General features: G+C 56.4%; 23 protein-coding genes and 1 tRNA gene. 19 read left to right on the top strand and 5 right to left on the bottom strand.

The features are described 5' to 3' along the window. Nucleotides 1–86: 86 nt before the first annotated feature. The 5 genes from tkt (at nucleotide 87) to ACOSDM_RS18355 (ending at nucleotide 5,843) form a co-directional block, all read left to right on the top strand. Nucleotides 87–2,108 (top strand): transketolase, encoded by a 2,022-nt coding sequence (tkt, locus tag ACOSDM_RS18375; protein WP_420726022.1) that lies wholly within the window; start codon nucleotides 87–89, stop codon nucleotides 2,106–2,108. 32 nt (nucleotides 2,109–2,140) lie between these two features. Beyond that, complete coding sequence (gene gap, locus ACOSDM_RS18370) at nucleotides 2,141–3,151, top strand: type I glyceraldehyde-3-phosphate dehydrogenase (RefSeq protein ID WP_420726021.1); 1,011 nt, start codon at nucleotides 2,141–2,143, stop codon at nucleotides 3,149–3,151. A 148-nt stretch (nucleotides 3,152–3,299) separates the two neighbouring features. After that, nucleotides 3,300–4,235: a DMT family transporter gene (locus tag ACOSDM_RS18365; protein ID WP_420726020.1), complete on the top strand. Its 936-nt coding sequence runs from the start codon at nucleotides 3,300–3,302 to the stop codon at nucleotides 4,233–4,235. Between the two features lie 132 nt (nucleotides 4,236–4,367). Then, a complete protein-coding gene (locus ACOSDM_RS18360; RefSeq protein WP_420726019.1) occupies nucleotides 4,368–5,474 on the top strand; it encodes a hypothetical protein in 1,107 nt (368 codons plus the stop codon). 204 nt (nucleotides 5,475–5,678) lie between these two features. Further along, entirely contained in the window at nucleotides 5,679–5,843 is a 165-nt protein-coding gene (locus ACOSDM_RS18355) for a DUF3309 family protein (protein ID WP_420726018.1), read from the top strand. Nucleotides 5,844–5,877: 34 nt separating this feature from the next. Here ACOSDM_RS18355 and ACOSDM_RS18350 read toward each other — a convergent pair whose 3' ends face one another. Further along, nucleotides 5,878–6,798 carry a DMT family transporter gene (locus tag ACOSDM_RS18350; protein ID WP_420726017.1) on the bottom strand — a complete coding sequence of 307 codons (921 nt, stop codon included), beginning with the start codon at nucleotides 6,796–6,798 and terminating at the stop codon, nucleotides 5,878–5,880. A 149-nt stretch (nucleotides 6,799–6,947) separates the two neighbouring features. Between ACOSDM_RS18350 and ACOSDM_RS18345 the strand changes: the two genes are divergently transcribed. The 12 genes from ACOSDM_RS18345 (at nucleotide 6,948) to ACOSDM_RS18290 (ending at nucleotide 17,490) form a co-directional block, all read left to right on the top strand. Further along, nucleotides 6,948–7,811: a LysR family transcriptional regulator gene (locus tag ACOSDM_RS18345; RefSeq protein WP_420726016.1), complete on the top strand. Its 864-nt coding sequence runs from the start codon at nucleotides 6,948–6,950 to the stop codon at nucleotides 7,809–7,811. 144 nt (nucleotides 7,812–7,955) lie between these two features. After that, complete coding sequence (locus ACOSDM_RS18340) at nucleotides 7,956–8,876, top strand: class I fructose-bisphosphate aldolase (RefSeq protein ID WP_420726015.1); 921 nt, start codon at nucleotides 7,956–7,958, stop codon at nucleotides 8,874–8,876. Beyond that, a complete protein-coding gene (locus ACOSDM_RS18335; protein WP_420726014.1) occupies nucleotides 8,873–9,520 on the top strand; it encodes a thiamine phosphate synthase in 648 nt (215 codons plus the stop codon). Before ACOSDM_RS18340 ends, ACOSDM_RS18335 begins: the two co-directional genes overlap by 4 nt. 6 nt (nucleotides 9,521–9,526) lie before the next feature. Continuing rightward, a complete protein-coding gene (locus tag ACOSDM_RS18330) occupies nucleotides 9,527–10,105 on the top strand; it encodes a PAS domain-containing protein (RefSeq protein WP_420726013.1) in 579 nt (192 codons plus the stop codon). Between the two features lie 161 nt (nucleotides 10,106–10,266). After that, on the top strand, nucleotides 10,267–10,545 hold the full coding sequence (locus ACOSDM_RS18325) for a hypothetical protein (protein WP_420726012.1): 279 nt from the start codon (nucleotides 10,267–10,269) through the stop codon (nucleotides 10,543–10,545). A 384-nt stretch (nucleotides 10,546–10,929) separates the two neighbouring features. Continuing rightward, nucleotides 10,930–11,292, top strand: a complete 363-nt coding sequence (locus ACOSDM_RS18320; RefSeq protein WP_420726011.1) for a GcrA family cell cycle regulator — start codon at nucleotides 10,930–10,932, stop codon at nucleotides 11,290–11,292. Nucleotides 11,293–11,463: 171 nt separating this feature from the next. Further along, the gene (locus tag ACOSDM_RS18315) at nucleotides 11,464–12,555 is read left to right on the top strand and encodes an AI-2E family transporter (protein ID WP_420726010.1); all 1,092 of its coding nucleotides are present in this window, start codon (nucleotides 11,464–11,466) and stop codon (nucleotides 12,553–12,555) included. A gap of 498 nt (nucleotides 12,556–13,053) precedes the next feature. Beyond that, a complete protein-coding gene (locus ACOSDM_RS18310) occupies nucleotides 13,054–14,904 on the top strand; it encodes a ribonucleoside-diphosphate reductase subunit alpha (protein ID WP_420726069.1) in 1,851 nt (616 codons plus the stop codon). A gap of 140 nt (nucleotides 14,905–15,044) precedes the next feature. Further along, complete coding sequence (locus tag ACOSDM_RS18305) at nucleotides 15,045–15,506, top strand: MarR family winged helix-turn-helix transcriptional regulator (RefSeq protein WP_420726009.1); 462 nt, start codon at nucleotides 15,045–15,047, stop codon at nucleotides 15,504–15,506. Nucleotides 15,507–15,537: 31 nt separating this feature from the next. Continuing rightward, nucleotides 15,538–15,942 (top strand): DUF1398 domain-containing protein, encoded by a 405-nt coding sequence (locus ACOSDM_RS18300; protein ID WP_420726008.1) that lies wholly within the window; start codon nucleotides 15,538–15,540, stop codon nucleotides 15,940–15,942. Nucleotides 15,943–16,014: 72 nt separating this feature from the next. Further along, on the top strand, nucleotides 16,015–16,707 hold the full coding sequence (locus tag ACOSDM_RS18295; RefSeq protein ID WP_420726007.1) for a haloacid dehalogenase type II: 693 nt from the start codon (nucleotides 16,015–16,017) through the stop codon (nucleotides 16,705–16,707). Between the two features lie 57 nt (nucleotides 16,708–16,764). Next, nucleotides 16,765–17,490, top strand: coding sequence for an SOS response-associated peptidase (locus tag ACOSDM_RS18290; RefSeq protein ID WP_420726006.1), 726 nt, complete (start codon nucleotides 16,765–16,767; stop codon nucleotides 17,488–17,490). 32 nt (nucleotides 17,491–17,522) lie between these two features. Here the strand turns inward: ACOSDM_RS18290 and ACOSDM_RS18285 are convergent, their stop codons facing one another. The 3 genes from ACOSDM_RS18285 to murA are packed head-to-tail and all read right to left on the bottom strand — an operon-like array spanning nucleotide 17,523 to nucleotide 20,458. After that, nucleotides 17,523–18,296, bottom strand: a complete 774-nt coding sequence (locus ACOSDM_RS18285) for a creatininase family protein (RefSeq protein WP_420726005.1) — start codon at nucleotides 18,294–18,296, stop codon at nucleotides 17,523–17,525. A 50-nt stretch (nucleotides 18,297–18,346) separates the two neighbouring features. Continuing rightward, nucleotides 18,347–19,159 carry a phosphate/phosphite/phosphonate ABC transporter substrate-binding protein gene (locus tag ACOSDM_RS18280; RefSeq protein WP_420726004.1) on the bottom strand — a complete coding sequence of 271 codons (813 nt, stop codon included), beginning with the start codon at nucleotides 19,157–19,159 and terminating at the stop codon, nucleotides 18,347–18,349. Nucleotides 19,160–19,183: 24 nt separating this feature from the next. Next, nucleotides 19,184–20,458: a UDP-N-acetylglucosamine 1-carboxyvinyltransferase gene (murA, locus tag ACOSDM_RS18275; RefSeq protein WP_420726068.1), complete on the bottom strand. Its 1,275-nt coding sequence runs from the start codon at nucleotides 20,456–20,458 to the stop codon at nucleotides 19,184–19,186. Nucleotides 20,459–20,961: 503 nt separating this feature from the next. Here murA and ACOSDM_RS18270 point away from each other — a divergent pair. Both ACOSDM_RS18270 and queF read left to right on the top strand, forming a co-directional pair. Continuing rightward, a tRNA-Thr gene (locus ACOSDM_RS18270) sits at nucleotides 20,962–21,036 on the top strand. Between the two features lie 61 nt (nucleotides 21,037–21,097). Next, on the top strand, nucleotides 21,098–21,565 hold the full coding sequence (gene queF, locus ACOSDM_RS18265; protein ID WP_420726003.1) for a preQ(1) synthase: 468 nt from the start codon (nucleotides 21,098–21,100) through the stop codon (nucleotides 21,563–21,565). Nucleotides 21,566–21,569: 4 nt separating this feature from the next. On the opposite strand, the gene ACOSDM_RS18260 is transcribed toward queF, so the two are convergent. Then, a complete protein-coding gene (locus tag ACOSDM_RS18260) occupies nucleotides 21,570–21,770 on the bottom strand; it encodes a hypothetical protein (protein ID WP_420726002.1) in 201 nt (66 codons plus the stop codon). Nucleotides 21,771–21,832: the final 62 nt, after the last annotated feature.

Here is a 21,832-nt window from a genome sequence, read left to right as displayed (position 1 = left end):
CCGGCACGAATCGGTTGACCCGATGGGCCGGTCTGGGCATGTTGCCGCCGCTTCCCGCCCCTCATGCTAGGACACGAGCACGCGATATGCCAACAGCACAAAATACGACCGCCGCCCAGAAGACCAAACAGACCCCGACAATCTCCCCCATGGCCAATGCCATCCGGGCGCTTGCGATGGACAGTGTAGAGCGCGCAAATTCTGGCCATCCCGGAATGCCGATGGGCATGGCAGATGTTGCAACGGTGCTGTTCAGCAAATTCCTGAAATTTGATCCCAAGGCACCCAACTGGCCCGACCGGGATCGTTTCGTCCTGTCGGCCGGGCATGGATCCATGCTGCTGTATGCGCTGCTGTATCTGACCGGCTATGAGGATATGAGCCTGGACGATCTGAAGAACTTCCGCCAGCTGGGTGCCAAGACCGCCGGTCACCCGGAATATGGTCACGCATCTGGTATTGAAACCACCACCGGGCCTCTGGGCCAGGGTCTGGCCAATGCCGTTGGCATGGCGATGGCAGAAAAGCTGACTGCGGCACAATATGGCTCTGACCTGGTGGATCATTACACCTATGCCATCGCTGGCGACGGATGCCTGATGGAAGGGATCAGCCACGAAGCGATATCGCTGGCCGGGCATCTGAAATTGTCCAAACTGATCGTCCTGTTCGATGACAATGGCATTTCCATTGATGGTCCGACGTCTCTATCGGTTTCTGACGATCAGGCGGCACGCTTCAAGGCCAGCGGATGGGATGTACGCAGCGTCGATGGTCATGACGCAGCCGCCGTGGAAAAGGCCATCCGCGCTGCCAAGCGATCCAACAAACCCTCGCTGATCGCCTGTAAAACGACAATTGGCTATGGTGCACCGAAAAAGGCTGGCACGGCAGGCAGCCACGGTGCCCCGCTGGGCAAGGATGAAATCACCGGAACCCGCGCCGCGCTGGGCTGGGACCACGCGCCTTATGACATTCCAGACGATATTCTGAAGGAATGGCGCAAGATTGGCGCACGGGGCGCGAAAGCCCGCAAAGCCTGGGATGCGACCCTTGGAAAGACAGATGCTGCCAAACGCAAGACCTTCCTGCGGGCCATGGCAGGCGACCTGCCCGATGGCTGGGAAGTGGCCCTGACCAAATACAAAAAGAAACTGTCTGAAGACGCGCCAAAACTGGCGACGCGTGCCTCCTCTCAGAAGGCATTGGAAGTCCTGACCGCCAGCATTCCTGAAATGGTCGGCGGTTCCGCGGACCTGACCGGGTCGAACAATACCAAGACCCCGGCGACGACACCAGTTTCGGCAGACGACTTCTCCGGTCGCTATATCTATTATGGTGTGCGCGAACATGCCATGGCGGCCATCATGAACGGCATGGCGCTGCATGGGGGCATCATTCCCTATGGCGGCACCTTCATGGTCTTTACTGATTATTGCCGCCCGTCAATCCGCCTGTCCGCCCTGATGGGCCTGCGGGTCGTCTATGTCATGACCCATGATTCCATCGGCCTGGGTGAGGATGGACCGACACACCAGCCGGTCGAACATCTGGCCGCGCTGCGTGCAATCCCGAATTTGAATGTCTTTCGCCCCTGTGATGCGGTGGAAACAGCCGAGTGCTGGGCCCTGGCGCTGAACACGAAGAAGAGCCCGTCGATCCTGGCGCTGACCCGTCAGGGATTACCGACAATCCGCACCCTGCCGCAGGATGAAAATCTATGTGCCCGTGGCGGATATGTGATGTTCGAAGCCGCCTGTGGCCCCCGTCAGGTAACCCTGATCGCCACCGGGTCCGAAGTTGAAATCGCGATAGCCGCGCGGGATGCGCTGGAAGCCAAAGGGATCGGGGCCGCCGTTGTCTCCATGCCCTGTTTTGAACTGTTCGATGCGCAGGACCAGAGCTATCGCGACAGTGTGTTGGGCTATGGCGCGGTCCGCATCGGCATCGAAGCGGCAATCCGTCAGGGCTGGGACAAGTATCTGGGCATCGATGGTGTTTTTGTCGGGATGACAGGCTTCGGGGCTTCCGGTCCGGCAGAAGAGTTGTATCAGCATTTTGGGATAACCGCAGATGCGGTGGTAACAGCGGCGTTACAGCGGCTGTAAGGAAACGCACATCAAAAAGAAGGAGTTTCAGTATGGCTGTTCGGGTTGCGATTAACGGGTTCGGTCGGATTGGCCGTTTGGTTCTGCGGGCGGCAATGGAAGCCGGGCGCAAGGATATCGAATTTGTTGCGATCAATGATCTAGGCTCCGTCAAAGCCAACGCGCAATTGCTGAAATATGACAGCGTTCATGGCCCCTTCCCCGGCACAATCACCACCGGGGACGATTGGATGGATTTGGGCATGGGCAAGATTAAGGTAACGTCGATCCGCAACCCGGCTGAATTGCCCTGGAAAGAATTGAACATCGATGTCGCCCTGGAATGCACCGGGATTTTCGCCTCAAAAGACGCGGCGTCCGCCCATCTGACCGCAGGCGCAAAGCGGGTTCTGGTTTCCGCCCCCTGCACCGATGCCGATGCAACCATCGTCTATGGCGTGAATGACGGGACCCTGAAGGCGTCTGACACGGTAATCTCGAACGCATCCTGCACGACAAACTGCCTGGTGCCGGTGGCCGCCGTGTTGAACAAGGCTGTCGGGATTGAGCGTGGCTTCATGTCAACCATCCACGCCTTCACGGGTGATCAGCGCACGGTTGATACCCTGCACAGCGATCCACGTCGGGCCCGCGCCGCCAGCCTGTCCATGATCCCGACCTCGACCGGGGCCGCAAAGGCTGTCGGCCTGGTTCTGCCGGAATTGAAAGGGAAATTGGATGGGACCTCCATCCGCGTGCCGACCGCCAATGTCTCGCTGATCGACCTGAAATTCGATGCGACGAACAAGACGGATGCCGAAAGCATCAATGCTGCCATCATCGCCGCTGCGTCAGAAGGCCCCCTGAAAGGCATTCTGGCCACCAATGATGAGCCGCTGGTATCCACAGACTTCAATCACAACAAGGCCAGTTCCATTTTCGACCTGACGCAAACCCAGGTCGTTGATGGGACCTTGGTTCGTATCTTAAGCTGGTACGACAATGAATGGGGCTTTTCCAACCGCATGTCCGACACGGCAGTTGCGATTGGCAAACTGGGTTAAGACCCAATTCTTGAATGGATATAAAGCAGCCTCGCCCCTGGCGGGGCTGTTTTTTTATTAATACGGGGGTGAATTCAATCGCAAGAAACGGGTGGTGCACAGCCTGCTTCCAATGAAATATTGCGTCACCCACACAAAGGAAGAACCAATGCCCCCTGCACCACAACGCCCCACCATGACATTGATGGAATGGTTGATGATCATCACGCTTTCCATCATCTGGGGCGGGGCGTTCTTCTTTGGCGAAGTGGCCGTGCGGGAATTGCCGACCTTCACCGTTGTCGTATGCCGCGTCGGTTTGGCCGCTGTCATCCTGTATATGGTGATGACCGTTCGCGGCCTTCGCATGCCAACCAGTCCGGCACTCTGGGGCGCGTTCTTTCTGATGGGCCTGATGAACAACGCGATCCCGTTTTCCCTGATCGTGTGGGGCCAAAGCCATATCGCATCGGGTCTGGCATCAATCCTGAATGCAACCACACCGCTGTTTTCCGTGATTGTCGCACATCTGTTTACTCAGGACGAACGGATCACCCCTGCCCGGTTGGGAGGTGTTGTTGTTGGTTTTCTGGGGGTGATCCTGATGATCGGAGGCGACGTCCTGAACCAGATTGGTGTTGATATCGCAGCCCAACTGGCCTGTCTGGGCGCGGCGCTGTCCTATGCCTTTGCAGGCGTGTTTGGGCGACGGTTTCGGCGCATGGGGATATCCCCGCTTGCCACGGCCACAGGACAGGTCACGGCATCCAGTTGCATCCTGATCCCATTGATGATGGTGATCGACAAGCCCTGGACGCTGGCAATGCCGTCGGCAGGCGTTGTCTTCTCGCTGATCGGTCTTGCGGCCCTGTGCACGGCGGTCGCCTATATTCTGTATTTCCGCGTGCTGGCCACAGCCGGGGCGACCAACCTGATGCTGGTGACGTTTCTGATCCCCGTGACCGCGATCCTGCTGGGCATTCTGTTCCTGGGGGAACGGCTGGAGGGCGCACATATCATAGGCATGGCGATGATCAGCCTGGGCCTGGCTGCCATTGACGGCCGGGTGCTGCGATGGCGCATAATACCCCGCCCTGCGGCATAGGCCTTGCATGACCAGATTTAAATCCAGATGACAGTTCCGACTCGCCGTGCTATTATCATGCTATCTGGATCAGTAGAATACTGACTTCGATACGGGCATCGCCTGCCCACAGAAAGTAAAGAGGCCACCGGAATGAGTATCTTTGACGTATTAAGATCATCTATCAGCGGGACGTTCTCTGGAGCGTCTGGCGCGTCAATGATTCTGGCTGGCAGTTCTGGAAAAAAAGCTGGCACCGGTGGTGATCCCGCCCAAAAGATTCAACAAATCCTGGATTCTGCAAAATTGGACGCTAACCGCCAGCAGATCATGTCTGCTGCGTCGCTGCGCATTCGCGGTATCGCACAAGGCCTGGTGGAGCCTAAAGAAATCTGGGAAAAGACCGCCGGGTTCCTGACCCTGACGGGCCAACCCTTTACCTATTCCGTGGACCAGTCCGGCCAGGTAGAGGTTCAGCCTCAATCAACCGACGACCTGTCCTTCGTGACACCAGGCCAGCGCACCTTCATGCGAAAAGCACTTGAACGCCTGGACGAGGTTCGGATCGCGGTCGATACGGTGAATACAAAGGCAAATCTGCGCAATGAGCTTTCAGGTGCGGTCAGTCGTATCAAGGAGTTGCAACAGTTTTCGCCCCCTCAGGAACAGTGGGAACGCGACTACAATCTGTACAGAAAGCTGGGGCAGCCTGTAATGATTGGATTGACCGCAGGCGGGGAATTAAAAGCCATCGATCAGTTGAATTCAAATTTCGACTATGTGGAAGATCCGACCAAGCGCGAGATCCTGCAAAATGCCAGCCGTGACTTGAAAAACATCCTGTCTGGCGCAAAAAGCGCCACGGAAAACTGGCATTATGCTGCGCTGGGCAACAAAGTGGAAGGCGACGATTATTATCTGGACGTCGACCAAAACAACGAAGTCGTGGTGCGCCGCAACACAGATCGTCGCAGCGTATCGACAACCCAGCCGGCCTATCAGCAAAGCGGGGCGGCCGATTATCACATCATCCCGGAATTCCTGAAGGCCACGCGCGAAGATCAGAATATCTTTAAGGCGGATTGGGAACGTCAGGCGGCTGAACACATTCAGAATAAAACGCCATTCCATCTGGAAATTGTTGGTGGCTTTGTGACGGTGCGCGCCACGGACTACACCTCTGCCCGTCGCCAGGATTTGCTCGATTTCACCAGTGGCCGCACAAAAGTCGCCCAGGCGACAATCAATCTCCTAACGTAACGCCAACGGTATGAGAAACCGTATATCTGCGTTAGTGCGTGATATTTTCAAGTTCTAAAAAAATCGATCACTGCCAATTCGTTGGCAGCGAGAACTGTGGGCGGGCACCAATATCTGCCGCATGCAGTTCCGTAATTTTAACATTCCGACAAGAATGTCCTGTAATCCTGACTACGACCTTGTCGGATTTTTGGAGGGTATCATATGTCTTTGGGTACGATTCTAATCATCCTGCTTATAATTTTCCTGCTTGGCGGTTTCAGTGGACGCTTTGGTGGCTATGGCTATGGTTTTGGTCATGGCGGCATCGGCGTTTTGGGCGTCGTTCTGATTGTCCTTGTTGTCTTGATGTTAACGGGCCGACTCTAGATTCCCTGATAAGATGACATGTCCAAGGCATCCCTTAAGGATTGGGGTGCCTTGGATGTGCCTTCACATACAGCACGATTGCTGCGCCCAGAAGGATCAATGCCATTCCGGCAAAACTTTGCATCGTCGGTATCTCGGCAAAGAAGAAATAGCCGATCAATCCCGAGAATATCAGTCCTGCATAGTGAATCGGTGCCAAAAAGCTTGCCTCTTGCAAGGCATAGGCGCGGACATTGGCCAATTGACCCAACGCCCCCAGTGGTCCCATGAACAGGATCGGCCAATAATCCCCGATAGACAGTGGAAACTCAAAATTCAGGGCAACGATAAAGGCGATCAGGGCTGAAATGCCATTAAGATGCAACACAATCGACAGGGCGGACTCACGGGTTGCCAGATACCGATACGTGATGCTTTCAAATGCAATGAATACTGCAGCGGCCAGGGCCGCCAAGGCCCCCAGTGTCCCGGCAGAGGCTGTTATCGCTCCAACGGATGGATCAATAATCACAATCGCGCCCGCCAGGGACACAGCGACCGCCACGGCGCGACGCGGGCCGATCTTTTCTTTCAAGATCAGTGACGCCAATACCAGACAAATCGCCCCATCGGTCATAGACACACTGATCGCGGTCGCCATCGGAACCACCTGCACCGCGTAGAACAGAAAGAAGGCGGCCCCCAGCCCTGCCCCGGCGCGCGCTAAATGCCCCAACAGCCCGGATTGTCGAATTCTACCATGCTGCCTGCGATAGCAAATTCCCACCGGCAGAATCATCAGGAAGCCCCCAAAATACCGGATAAACACAATCCAGGCGATGGCAGGGGCCGACTCCGCCAACCTGGGAAAGGCAAAGACCAGAGAAAACAATACGCCACTGAGCAACGCCCACAAATATGCCCGTATATGAGGCGGCAGCATCCAGCCCGGTGCCCCCTGATTTACCTGTACCATCCATCATGATCCTTTCGCCTTTTCGATGGCGCACTATGGACATTCAGAAATGTCTTGGGATCCTCATGATTGAATGAATGATATTCAAAAATGAATGGTGCGGTCGCCGTGGTCTTTGATAGAATGACGTCATGGTGGCGATGTATAAAATGTCATGGGATGACATCCGCGTTTTTCTGGCTGTGGCGAGAGAAGGGTCTTTGTCCCAAGCCGCGCGCAGTCTTGCCATCAGCCAGCCCACCGCTGGGCGTCGTATAAAAGCCCTGGAATCTGCCCTGAATACCCGTCTGTTTGACCGCCTGCCGGAAGGTTTTTTTCTTACGCGGGCGGGTACGGACCTGTTGCCGGTTGCAGAATCAACAGAGCGGGAGGCCAGAGCCTTTCTGCGCCAAAGCGCGGCGCTGGATACAGGAATGACCGGGCGCGTGCGGATTTCCTGTGATCTGTCGATCGGTCATGTGCTGGCCCGTCGCATGCCAGATTTGCAGTCAGCGTTACCCCATGCAGAATTTTCCCTGGATGCCTCACAAAACTCCGCAGATCTTATGCGAATGGAGGCAGACCTGTTGATCAGGCAATGCCTGCCCGACAGTGCAAATCTGTTGTCCAAGGGACTGGGCACAGCCACTTATGCTGTATACAGCACGGCGCAATATGAGGCGGACCTGTCTAAAGGAAATGGTCCCATTCGCTGGATTGCCCCCGATGCGGGCCAAACAAATTTCAGCCTGAATCGGCGCTGGATTGAGGACAAAAGCAAATCTGTGCCACATTATCTGGCGGGCAATGAACTTTCTGCCATGACGATATGTGAAGCGGGGAGTGGACGAACGGTGCTGCCAGATTTTCTGGGGTATCAAAATCCGAATCTGGTCAGACTTGAGGACTCACTTCCAGACCTTGCCCAGAAACATTGGCTGTTGATGCATCGCGATATGGCGAAAACACCGCTGATCCGCGCCGCGATTGAGGCCATAACGCAGATTTTCAAATCTGCACCTGGCTTCAGATAATCAAAAGGCGCTCAATTCCGGGTCCTCGGTGCCAGAAGCGTTGCATATCAGGCCTCTTGCGTGTATTTGCCTATCCCGACTTCTAAGCACAACCCGCGCCAGCTTATTTGCCAATCTGCGCCAAAGATCAAAAGGGTCGGAACCATGAAAATCACCCCAAAAGTTAAGAAAATCCTGTCCTATTACGAAAGCGACACGCCGGGCACGAAGCGCAATATCGCCTCGATCCTGATGCAGGGTCGGTTGGCCGGGACCGGCAAGATGGTGATCCTGCCTGTTGATCAGGGGTTTGAGCATGGCCCGGCGCGATCCTTTGCGCCAAATCCGGCGGCTTATGACCCGCACTATCATTATCAGTTGGCCGTTGACGCAGGCCTGAACGCCTATGCCGCGCCCCTGGGACAGTTGGAAGCTGGTGCTGATACCTTTGCCGGCCAAATCCCAACCATCCTGAAGGTCAACAGCTCTAACAGCTGGGCAACGACCAAGGATCAGGCGATTACTGCATCGGTGGGCGATGCCCTGAAGCTGGGCTGCGCCGCCATCGGCTTTACGATTTATCCCTGCTCTGACTATGCCAATGAGCTGATCGAAGAGATTCGCGAAATGGCGGAAGAGGCCAAATCCGTTGGCCTGGCCGTCGTAATCTGGTCCTATCCGCGCGGCGGGGATTTGTCGAAAGAGGGCGAGACTGCGATGGATGTCTGTGCCTATGCCGCCCATCTGGCCGCACAACTGGGTGCTCATATCATCAAGGTGAAACCGCCCACGGCACATCTGGAACAGGCCGACGCCAAGAAGGTTTATGAAGCCCAGAAGATTGACATTTCCACCCTGGCGAAACGGGTTGAACATGTGATGCAATCGTCCTTCAATGGCCGACGCATTGTCGTCTTCTCCGGCGGGGCCGCGAAGGGTCTGGATGGGCTGTACGAAGAAATCCGCGGTCTGCGCGACGGGGGGGCCAATGGCTCCATCATCGGGCGCAATACGTTCCAGCGCCCCCGCGCAGAAGCTCTGGCGATGCTGGACCAGATCATCAAGATCTATCAAGGAAAAGCATGACCGACCCGGTTGCGCCTCAGCTGTATCTGGTCAGCCCACCCCGATTTGAACCGGAAGCGTTTGCCGCCCAGGTTCGGGCGGCATTGCAGGGCGGGCCGGTGGCCTGTCTTCAGTTGTGGATGCCTGATGCGACAGAGGATGAAATCCGCACTGCAGCGACTCTGGTCCTGGCGGAGGTCAAATCTCATGACACGGCCTTTCTGTTAAATGGGAATGCCAAACTGGCAGCGTATCTGGGATGCGATGGTGTGCATCTGGACACGCCCGATGTGAAATCCGTCAAGGCGGCGAAAAAGATCCTGGGCGATGATGCCATTGTCGGGGTTAGTTGCGGAACGTCGCGCCATACCAGTATGGATGTGGCCGAAGCGGGCGCGGATTATGTGTCCTTCGGGCCAATCTTTGACACTGGCACGAAGGATCTGCCAGCCGCTGCTGGTGCCTTGGACACCTTGACCTGGTGGGCAGAGATGATGGAAGTTCCTTGCGTGGCGGTTGGTGGCCTGACGCCCCAGAATCTGGCATCTGTTTTGGAAACGCGTTGTGAATTTATCTGTGCTGTATCGGCCGTCTGGTCCCATCCCAATGGTCCGGATGCCGCCGTCAAAGCCTTCCATAAAGCCCTTGAAGCATCGGAGTTGTAAGGCGAAATGCAGGGTCTGTTTCCGAACTGGAAAACCGCATTCGACGGAGTAAAGGCCGAACTGTCGAATGAACAATGCATCCTTTTACTCTCCCATTGGGGCAGCCTGTGGCAGGACGAGACTCCGAGGATTCCAGACCGCAGAGCGGTCGATCCTATCGCCTTTACCACGGCCCTGCCGCATGTGTTCCTGATTGAAGCAGAGCCGGCAACAGACCGCCTGCGCTATCGACTGGCAGGCGAAGAAATTAACAGCCGCTATCAAAATGGGATTATCGGAAAGTATCTGGACGAGATAACGCCCGCAGAAGCACTCCCGCGGGTAAATGTCTATTTCCGGGCTTGTATCGAGCGTCCGTCTCTGGTGCTGTTGAAAGGCATTCTGTTTGGCGAACGCCCTCAGCCTGCGATGGGCGAGCGGCTTCTAATGCCGCTGCAGGATCACAGCAACAATCGGCTGGGTCTTATCGGCATAACACTTCAGAAATTCAGCTTCCCTGATATTCAGACCGCGCGCCGCCAAACGCCGCGCATGCTTCATGTCTATCCCCTGGACGGCAGCCCTGCTGAAATCACGGAATATTAAAAGAGACCCCGTGATTTCTAATCGGTGACATCAGCGCCCCCCGATAGATATCAAGACTCATCGCATTCATATATTCTTATCTTGTTCTGATTTTCTCTTGATGCTACAAAAGATCATTAAGAGAACAAATAATGGTATTTAATCGAACAAATGAGTGTGTAATGGGCCGTATCAAAGAAAACGATCTGCGCCGACAAGAATCTCACCGTGTCCAAACCGTTCTCGGGGATCTGACCCAAGACGCGATTGATATCTTCTGTTGGTGCAATCGTTGTGGCCACAATGCGGTTGTCGCAACGGCGGTTCTGGTTGCGCGGTTTGGCCCAACCATTCCGGTGCCGGAGATCGGGGCCCGGCTTCGCTGCTCCGGCTGTGGCAGCAAAGATATCGCCACACGACCAAACTGGCCTTCTCTGGGACAGGTTGCCCGTCATAGTTGAATTGATGGGAACACAAGATATTGTGTCCTCAATTTCGACCCGATTCGCTGCGGAAACGTGAAAATAACGGCGATTCTAACCGACATGAGTCCACGATTCTGAGCATAATCGACCAAATTTTCGCCCCTTGAAGACTTGACCTTCCCATAGAATCGCCACGCTCCGCAGAGAATCTCACTCGAATCGTTTTTTCTTCTTGAGACTCAAAAAATAGCCGTATATTGTGCTGGCAAGCAAATAGACCACAATATCTATTGGTTTAGCGGACGGGGGAAGATTCCGTGCGCGCGGGAGAGCTACGCCGAATTCGGCCAGCATCACGACCAACGGCCAGGCGAGACGCCCTACGGGGGGAGGTCCGGCGAAAACACGAAGAGGTGCACCATGGAATGGACAGATGATCGCGTCACCCTCCTCAAGGGAATGTGGACGAATGGATACACCGCACGCCAAATCGCTGAGAAACTTGGCGGTGTTACGCGCAATGCGGTAATCGGAAAAGCGCACCGTCTGGGTCTGTCATCCAGGCCGCAACAGGTGAAACGACACACCCCGCTGCCGATTCCCAATGTTGTAGAGCGTCACTGCCAATGGCCGATTGGTCATCCAGGCACAGACGAATTCCACTTCTGTGGCAAAAGCGCAGTGCCGGGCAAGCCATATTGCCAGGCGCATTGCGGGGTCGCGTATCGCCGCAAGGATGATAGCGCATCCAGCAACAATTCTGCGGCCACAACGTCCGCATAGCAGACACCCTGGTCGACCGGATGCACAGAGTTGATCCGTGTATCCGGTCCCACAGGGAGCGCGCCATGCGCGCGCATATGCTAGTCAGATGACTTAGTGTTTTGTTTAAACCAAACTGTACCGTCGAAAATGAGTCTGTTTACGTAAAATTTGCTCTAGGAAAAGGCTGCGATGTCGGAAGAGCCCCCTGCCCCAAGCGGACCCCGGACAAATTTCAGGGTCATCACTGTTTTCGCGGCCTTTTCCATTGTCGCCCTGTTCATTTATCTGATGGTCGTTGCAGAAGCGATCCTGCTTCCCTTTGTCATCGCAGTTTTCGTCGTAATCTTATTGGATTCCCTTGCGATCCGGTTGACCAAAACATCCTTTTTCGGTCGCCATCTTCCGACCTGGGCAGGCATGACGATTTCCATTCTTGTTTTCATCGCCGGTTTCATCTTCCTGGCGAATTTGATTCGCAGCAATATTGCCGACGTCACCGCAGCCCTGCCGGGTTATGAAGAAAATATCCGATCAATGCTGGATAACAGCCTCGCCTTTTTTGGCGTGCGGGAGCTTCCCAGCGTGCAGGAACTTATCAAACAGATCGATGTTGGGAAAACCTTGGGCAGCACCGTCAGTGCTGTCGCGGCAATCACCGGCAACATGATGACGGTATTATTCTATATCATCTTCATTCTGTTGGAACAGGTGACTTTCGGGAAGAAGGTGAAGGCCCTGTTCCAGAAGACAGATGATCGCAAGCGCGCACAAGAAATGATCGAAGAGATCACAAAGGACATCCAAACCTATATCGGACTGAAAACCTTTGTAAGCGCGATCACCGGCATATTCAGCTATGGCGTCATGGCGGCGGTCGGGGTGGATTTTGCCGGTTTTTGGGCCGTGCTGATCTTCATCCTGAACTTTATTCCTTATATTGGCTCATTGGTGGGCGTTGCCTTCCCAGCACTTTTGACCCTGGTCCAGTTCGACTCGCTGATTCCTTTTGTTGTCACAGGAACAGTGCTGACCAGCGTTCAATTGGCTGTCGGCAATTTGATCGAGCCACGCCTGATGGGCAGGTCCTTGAATCTCAGCCCTCTAGTCATTCTGTTGTCCTTGGCGATATTCGGCCAGATCTGGGGCGTTGTGGGTATGGTTTTATCAATGCCCTTCATGGTTATTGCCATGATCGTTTGCGCCAATTTCGCTGCGACCCGCCCCGTTGCCATCATCCTGTCGGCATCAGGCGATGTGAACAAGCGCCATCCCTTTCTTTAGCCGCCTGTCTTCCAAACAGAATCACAATAACTTCCCCCGCTTTCCGATGTAGAGCGCATGAGCCTCAATTGAGTCTCAAACTTGTCATTTTTGCCTTTGACACGGACTCGCGGTTCGCTATATCTTGTGTCTCGCAGCAAAGAAGGTCGATATCTTGTGGGTAATATCGTTAATATCCACAGGAATTCAGTCCACAGCCTGTGAATAACGGGAGCAAAAGCGTCCTGCAGTTTGGCCTAACCCTATGCTATTTAGCGGGTTCAGGCAGACCCTTTGGGGGGACGACAAGCTGGGGATAACAGATTGAACCGAGATGGTCGCATCGGACCGAATGACTTGGGGGTAAGACACGTGCCAGACGGATCCATGAAAGCGTCACAAGACGACGCTCTGTTCGAAGACCTCGACGCCAAGCTGAACAAGGCCGCGCAGAATACGCGCGCCCCCTCCCCACAGCAGGAAGCCCCACAGCAGGAAGAAGGCGATCTGGGTATCCAGATGCGTGACCTTAAGCAGAACGAGCGCGGCATCCAGGTTCACGTGGATCGCAGCCGTGATGCGTTGCTGACGGAATTTGGCAAGGCGACTCTTAAAGACCGCTATCTGATGCAGGATGAAAGCTATCAGGACATGTTCGCCCGTGTCGCGATGCATTATGCGGATGACTCGGCCCATGCCCAGCGCCTGTATGATTATATCTCCAAACTTTGGTTCATGCCCGCCACCCCGATCCTGTCGAATGGCGGGACGAAGCGCGGCCTGCCGATCAGCTGTTTTCTGAATGAAAGCAATGACAGCCTGGAAGGCATTGTCAGCCTGTGGAACGAAAATGTCTGGCTGGCGGCCCGTGGCGGCGGCATTGGCAGCTATTGGGGCAATCTGCGCTCTATCGGTGAAACCGTCGGCGGCAATGGCAAGACATCCGGTGTCGTGCCCTTCATCCGCGTCATGGATTCCCTGACGCTGGCGATCAGCCAGGGCTCCCTGCGTCGGGGCTCTGCGGCCGTCTATCTGCCGATCTGGCACCCAGAAGTCGAAGAATTCATCGAAATTCGCCGCCCGACCGGTGGCGATCCCAACCGCAAGGCACAGAACCTGCACCACGGAATCGTCATTACCGACGACTTCATGCGCGCGGTTGAGAATGATGAAGAATGGAAGCTGGTTTCGCCTAAGGATCAGAAGATGGTCCGTATGGTGCGCGCCCGCGACCTTTGGATCCGCATCCTGACGGCACGCATCGAAACCGGCGAACCCTATATCGTCTATGGCGATCACGTGAACCGGAACCTGCCCGAACAGCAAAAGCTGGCAGGATTGACGGTCAAAACCTCAAATCTGTGTTCAGAAATCACCCTGCCGACCGGCATCGATCATCATGGCAAGGATCGCACCGCTGTCTGCTGCCTCTCTTCCCTCAATCTAGAAACATTTCTGGATTGGCAGGATGAGGAGATGCTGATCCCGGACGTGATGCGTTTCCTGGACAATGTGATGCAGGATTTCATCAACAATGCCGGATCCGAGTTTGAAAAGGCGAAATATTCCGCGATGCGTGAACGCTCTGTCGGTCTGGGCACGATGGGCTTCCATTCCTTCCTACAGGCGATGAAAATCCCGATGGAAGGCGTCATGGCCAAGGTGTGGAACACACGCATGTTCAAACATATCCGCATTCAGGCCGATGCAGCCTCCAAGCAATTGGCAGAAGAACGCGGGGCCTGCCCCGATGCCGCTGAATTTGGCATTATGGAGCGGTTTTCCAACAAAATGGCGATTGCGCCCACGGCGTCGATCTCCATCATCTGTGGCGGCACATCACCTGGGATTGAGCCGATAGCGGCGAACAGCTTTACCCATAAAACGCTCAGCGGCTCCTTCACCGTTCGCAACCGGCACTTGAAGGCCCTGTTGGCGGAAAAGGGCAAGGATGACGACGATACCTGGTCTTCCATCTCCATCAATGAAGGCTCTGTCCAGCATCTGGACTTCCTGACCGATGAAGAAAAGGATGTTTATAAGACGGCCTTTGAAATTGATCAGCGCTGGCTGGTGGATCATGCGGGGGATCGGTCCCAGTATATCTGTCAGGCACAATCGCTGAATCTGTTCCTGCCGGCTGACATCCATAAGCGCGACCTGCATCAATTGCATATGCGGGCGTGGAAGCAGGGCGTGAAAAGCCTGTATTACTGCCGCTCCAAATCGATCCAGCGGGCAGAGGCCGACGACACGGTCCGTATCAAGGCATCTGGCACCGTCTCCCTACCCTTTGCGGGTCTGGTGAATGCGGGCGAAATGCCAAAGGCCGTCCAGCCGGATTACGAGGAATGCCTGAGCTGCCAATAATCAGCTTGCGCTCTCTTTAAGAAAACCCTCCCAAATCGGGAGGGTTTTTTCTTTGCGGCACATCAAAAACCAATCCTTCCGACATTAATTGACTAGGAAACTATCCTCGTATAGTTTCCTAGTCAATTATTGGAGGTTTTATGCCCCCCACGCGCCCTATTTCGGACCTTACCGCGCATATCGGCTACTGGCTGCGTATGGTGTCCAATCATGTCTCTGCCGCCTTCGCGGCCAAACTGGCGGACAAGGGGATAACTGTTGCTGAATGGTGTGTCATGCGCGCGCTGTATGATACAGACGCGATACCGCCCAGCCACCTGGCGCAAGGGATGGGACTGACCAGGGGCGCAATCACCAAGCTTGCCGACCGATTGATTGCAAAATCCCTGATCCTGCGCCAGGCCAATGCTCAGGATGGCCGCGCACAAACCCTTGCCCTGACCGAAGCGGGTCGCGCCCTGGTGCCGGACCTAGCGGCACTTGCAGATTTCAATGATGCAGAATTCTTTGACGCACTGACCCCGGAGGAACGCGAAACACTGATCCGTTTGCTGAAAAGCCTGGCCCAACGCGGCCAGATGACCACCATTCCGATTAAATAAGCACAATCCCCCCTCTTTCCGAGACCCCGATATGAACGAACACCACAAAACCATTGCCCAAACCTGCCTTAAGGCGGCGGAAGGAAACACCATGGCCTTTCCACAGATCGTGGGAGCCTTGAGTGACGCTGGATTTGAAAGCTATGCGATCGACTTCCGACGAGCGACCGCAACCTACTATTTGCCCGAGGGGGAGAGCATCGAACTGCCAACACACAGGGTCGATTCAGCAATCGCACCGGCATTTGATACAACCCGCATGCAGGCTGCGATCCGCGACGCACAGCAACAAGTATCCGGCTATACCTATCAGGGATTCTGTGAAAAGGCGGCCATGGCGGGCTGTGCTGGGTATATCGTGTCATTCTGCGGTCGCCGCGCGCTGTATATCGGGCGCAAAGCCGAAACCCATATCGAATATTTCCCAGACCAATAGGCAGCAGCACTTGTCGATAGGCCCTGCCCCTCTCATACTCACAGGGTGTTATCGTATAAGGACCGCCCCTCCGTGGTAAAAGCTTTGATCTTTGATGTCTTCGGAACCGTTGTGGACTGGCGCAATGGGGTTGCCAATGCCGTGCGGGAGGCGGGGTTGCCCGTGGACCCGCTGGCCTTTGCCGATGCCTGGCGCGGCAAGTATCAGCCCAAGATGCAGGAGGTGCGCAGCGGCAATCGCCCCTATGTCGCACTGGATAACCTGCATCTGGAAAACCTGGAAGCGACCCTGGCGGATTTTGGCCTGCAGAAAGATCTCAGCGCCGCGCAAAAGGCCAATCTGAACCGCGCCTGGGAGAAGCTGCCACCCTGGCCGGACAGTGTATTGGGCCTAACCACGCTGAAGCGGCATTTCACCCTCGGGACATGCTCCAATGGCTCGGTCAGCCTGATGACCAATCTGGCCAAATTTGGGTCCCTGCCCTGGGATCATATTCTGGGAGCGGAGATTGCCCAGGGCTATAAGCCGGACCCGAAGGTCTATCTTGCCAGCGCCGCTGCCCTGGACCTGCCGCCCGATCAGGTCATGATGGTGGCCGCCCATAATGGCGATCTGGCCGCAGCCCGCGCGACCGGTCTGAAAACCGCTTTCTTTCCAAGGCCAGTCGAATATGGCCCCGGACAGAAGGGCGATTTGAAGGCTGAGTCAAACTGGGACGTGGTCGCCAATGATCTGGTCGATCTGGCACAAATTATGGTGCGGTAAGGGATCGATCGACTATGCTGCCCCCCATCAAAACTGTAAAAGGCGAGACAGGCTGACATGTGCGGGCGTTATTCCCTGACCACGCCGGTGGACGGCATTCGGAAATTGTTCGGCTTCAGCCAGATCCCGAACCTGCCCGCCCGCTATAACATCGCCCCGACCCAGGCAGTGCTGGCCGTGCGCCGCGATGATCAGGGGCGCAGTGCCTTTATGGCCCGCTGGGGCCTGATCCCCAGTTGGTCCAAAGACCCCTCCATTGGCGCGAAGATGATCAATGCAAGGGCGGAGACGGTTCAGGAAAAGCCATCCTTTAAAACCGCCTTCCGCCGCCGCCGCTGCCTGATCCCTGCGGACGCCTTTTATGAATGGAAAACCATTGGTGGCGCAAAACAGCCCTTCCGCATTGCCTTTGAAGACGCCACTGTCTTCGCCTTTGCCGGATTGTGGGAAAGATGGCAGGGCGCGGACGGATCGGATGTGGAGACCTGCAGCATCGTCACCACAGAGGCCAACGCCGCCCTGGCCGACCTGCACCACCGCATGCCGGTCATCCTGGACAGTGATCTGTTCGAAACCTGGCTCAGCGGCCCGGAAGATGCGGCTGCCGCCACGATGCAGCCCTATACCGGCCCCCGCATCCTGACCTACCACCCCATCTCCCGTGCGCTCAACGACGTGCGCAATGACGATTCCAGCCTGACAGCCCCCGTCACCCTGGACGAAACCCCCGAACCAGACCCTGCGCCAAAGAAAAAACCAACGGATCAGTTATCGTTGTTTTAGAGCATCATGCGCCCGCATGAGCGCACATCACACTAACCATCCATCGCATCGAATTCTGAGAGGAATTCGGCGAAGCGGGTGGCGGCGGTGGTCAGCAGGGTCTCGCCGATTTCTGCGCTGGCGGCTTTGGCATTTCCCGCAGCCCCGTCTTTGTTCAGATCCCCCATCAGCCAGCCCAGTTTGACGGGCTTTCCGCCGACACCGACATGGCTGTGGGTCTTCGCCCAGTCTGCGCCTTTGGACGGGAAATCCTGGGCCTTGGCCATTTTCACACGGTCCGGATGGGCGGCCAGCATGGCGCTGGTTTCCATCTGACCGCCATGGATGCCATGGATCAATTCCTGGGCATCCAACACGCCTTCCTGCCCCGACAGGGCATACCAGGAGGTGTGGGCGGTCAGCAGGCCGTGCTGGGCCCGCAAGTCCCGTGCGACGATGTCCATAACCGACACATTGCCGCCATGGCCGTTGAACAGGACCAGCTTCTTAACTCCTGCCCGCGCAACACAGGCGCCGATTTCCATCCAGACGCGGATCGTGGTTTCGGCAGACAGGCTGAGCGTGCCGGCGAAGTGTTCATGTTCCACACTGCGCCCGATGGCCTGAACCGGCAGGGTCAGAACGGTCAAGGCCGGATCGACCTTATCTGCCACCCGCGCCAGCACGGCCTGGGCCAGGTCGGTATCGACCGATAGCGGCAGATGCGGGCCATGCTGTTCCGTCGCCCCCAGCGGCAGCACGGCAATGGTGCGCGCCAGGTCCAGCCCATCAAATTCTTCTGTCGTCAGATCAGCCCAAGGGCGCATTGTCATCCTATCGGTAAGCATGTCGTGAAAAGTCTGTCACGGGGGCCGCCTCAGGCCAAGACCGGATAGCCCAGCGCCTCCGCCTGGCTGCGAAAATCCAGCATGGTTTGATAATCCGGTGTGTCGCAGGGAATGAATCCCTTCAACAGCAATCGATCCCGCACCGGGGCAAGATCGGGGTCTGCGCCTGCTGCGATCAGGGCCGCCTGTACCTTCTGAAAGGTCTGTTCATCCGCCTCAATCCGCACCGCATAGGGCAGCGAGGGTGCGGGGGCGGTCCAGGTCAGAATGCGCAGGGTCTTCGACGCCTCCGGCTGATAACGCCGCATCAAGGCCCAGGTGACACTGTCGATCGCGGCAACATCCGCCCGCCCGGCCGCAACCGCCTGCATGGACAGGACATGCCCGCCGGACACAAGAACCTGTGAAAAGAACGCCTTTCCCTCGGCCAGGGGGGCAACAGAATGGCGCAGGGCATTCATGCCGGAATGGGAATTCCAATTGTTGATCGCGACACGGTGCCCGCGCAGATCCGCCAGGTCCTGATAGTCCGAATGTGCATGAACAATCACCGCACTGGAATAGGTGCCGCCCGCACAGCCTTCACAGTTAAAGACCGGCGTTGCCACCGCCCGCAGGTCCTGCTGCAATTCTGTCATCAGGGGATAGCCGCAGGTTTGCGTGACCAACAGGTTCGGATTGCGCCAATTGCGCTCATTATCCTCAATGCGGGTCAGGTGGTCCGGCACATCTGGCAGGTCCTGATCGCGCAGGTGACGGGCGATCCCCTGCCACCACGCATCGGTATCGGCCTTCAGGAAGGGCAGATCATATTGCGGCAGGCTGGCAATCAGACGGCCCATAGCCCCCTCCCCAAATCCGGCACCTTATCCCGCCATGCGTTCAATTTGCGCCCCACAGGCAGCCAGTTTCAGATCAAGCCGCTCATAACCGCGATCCAGATGATAAATCCGGTTCACAAAAGTCTCGCCCGTTGCAACAAGACCGGCGATCACCAAGGCGACTGAGGCGCGCAGATCGGTTGCCATGACCGGCGCGCCGGTCAGGCGGGTAACGCCCCGCACCATGGCAGAGCGCCCATGCAGGTTGATATTGGCCCCCATGCGGCTGAGTTCAGGCACATGCATGAAGCGGTTCTCAAAAATTGTTTCGGTCAGCATCGACGCGCCCTGGGCGGTCGTCATCAGTGCCATCATCTGGGCCTGTAAATCGGTGGGGAAGCCCGGATAAGGTTCCGTCATCACATCGGTCCCAACCAGCGCGCCACAGCGGATGCGCATGCCATTGGGGACGGCATCGATGATCACCCCCGCGGCCTGCATCGCCTCAATCGCCGCGCCCAATGTTTCCGGCAAGGCACCCACAAGGGTCGCATCCCCGCGCGTGGCGGCAATTGCCATCGCATAGGTGCCGGTCTCAATCCGGTCGGCCATAACCGTGTGCTGTGCGGCGTTCAGGGCATCAACGCCCTCAATCACAATGCGGTCCGTGCCAGCGCCGGTAATCTGGGCCCCCATCGCGATCAGGCAATTCGCCAGATCGACGATTTCCGGCTCCCGCGCCGCATTGAATAATTGTGTGCGCCCCTTAGCCAGGGTGGCCGCCATCATCAGGTTTTCCGTTGCCCCGACCGACACAAAGGGGAAGGTCACATCGGCACCGACCAGCCCCTGGGGCGCAGCAGCGACGATATAGCCACTCTCCAGCTCAATCTCCGCCCCCAACTGGGTCAAACCTTTGAGGTGCAGATCAACCGGGCGGGTGCCAATCGCACAGCCACCGGGAAGGGAAACCCGCGCCTTGTGATGCTTCGCCAATAGCGGCCCCAGCACCAGGATACCGGCCCGCATCTTGCGCACGATGTCATAATCGGCGACCGTGTTGTTCAGGCTGCCCGCCGTCAGGGTCAGTCGCTGTGCGCCTGCTTCCCCTTCCGGCTCTTCAAACTTTACGCCAATGCCCAGGCTGTCCAGCAATTGCGCGGTGGTGCGGATATCCGCCAGGCGCGGCACATTGTCCAGGGTCAGGGCATGATCTGACAGGATCGACGCACACATCAGTTTCAGGGCAGCATTCTTTGCGCCGCTGATCCGGATTTCCCCCTTCAGCGGTGTACCGCCCATAATGCGAACCTTGTCCATGCCGGATGTCTTTCCTTCTGCCGGATGCGGCACCCCTGCCATCAGGGCCGACTCATTCAGGCTATTATTTAGATCATGGGGGGACATGCAAACCTCTCAATTGGGCAAAAGGACAGGATATACCAGACAGGCGGATCGACAGGGTTTCAGGACGGAAACAGTCAGCCCTTATTTCGGGAACAATGCTGATATCAAAAGGCGAGACTAAGGCAAAAGTCAGGTGTTTTTGGACCCGTCTTCAACATCCGATGATTCGGCCTGGTTTTCCAAGCGTCTCGCGCGTTGTTGCGCCTTTCTTTTCAACAAATTCGCACGCAGGGTCGCCGCCTGCCGCTGAAGGCGTGCGCGCTCTCGTTCCGATGTCTTGTTGTCTGTCGCCATACGCAGGAAATGCCGGGTGGCGGCGGCGAAGTCAAGTCCGTGTCCGAAGCGCTTGCACCGGTCCAAACCTTATGGCATACACCGCCCCGCTTGGGCGAGACATCGCCCGCCGCCACGATAACGCTGTCGTAGCTCAGGGGTAGAGCACTCCCTTGGTAAGGGAGAGGTCCAGGGTTCAATTCCCTGCGACAGCACCATTTTTCTCACTTTTCGTATTCTTAAATCGGCCTTTTGGGCTGGTATGGATTGGGTGATCCCATGGCAAACGATGATATTTACAAAGACCTTTCGCAATTGGGGCAGAAGGTGGCTTTGCCGGGGTCTCCTGACGAGGCGGAGCTGGAGCGGGTGGCTAATCCACAGCAAGGGGTGGCCTATGCGGTGCGGTTTGTGGCACCGGAATTCACCTCGCTGTGTCCGATGACGGGCCAGCCGGACTTCGCGCATCTGGTGATTGACTATGTGCCCGGCGATTGGCTGGTGGAGAGCAAGTCGCTGAAACTCTATCTGGGATCATTCCGCAATCACGGGGCGTTTCATGAGGATTGTACGGTCAGCATTGCGCGGCGCTTAGTGGACTTCCTGCAACCGGTCTGGCTGCGCATCGGCGGGTATTGGTATCCGCGCGGCGGGATTCCCATTGATGTCTTCTATCAGACCGGGCCCGCCCCGGACGGTGTCTGGATCCCCGATCAAGGCGTCCCCCCCTATCGCGGGCGCGGGTGAAGGATTACTGCGACAAGGCCTTATAGGCAGCCGTAAACCCGTTCAGCGAGATGGGGATCGCAATCGATGTATCCGGGTTGGCAGCCCTGGCAAAGGCTGAAAATTCTACCTTGAAACTTGTCTGACTGTTGGGTGGATCATTCTGAAACTGCCATTCGACGATGCCCAAGAAGCTGAGGCAATGGTGCGCGCATAAGCACGCCACTTTTCCCTTGGCCTAAGCTACGGCCCAAATCAGCTACAACAATGCTAACGCTTTTGACGAAG

This window comes from Hwanghaeella sp. LZ110 (assembly GCF_048892525.1).
Classification (GTDB): domain Bacteria; phylum Pseudomonadota; class Alphaproteobacteria; order UBA8366; family Aestuariispiraceae; genus Pacificispira.
Note: the sequence above shows the minus strand (reverse complement) of the source record. Positions and strands in the feature narration are given on the sequence as shown.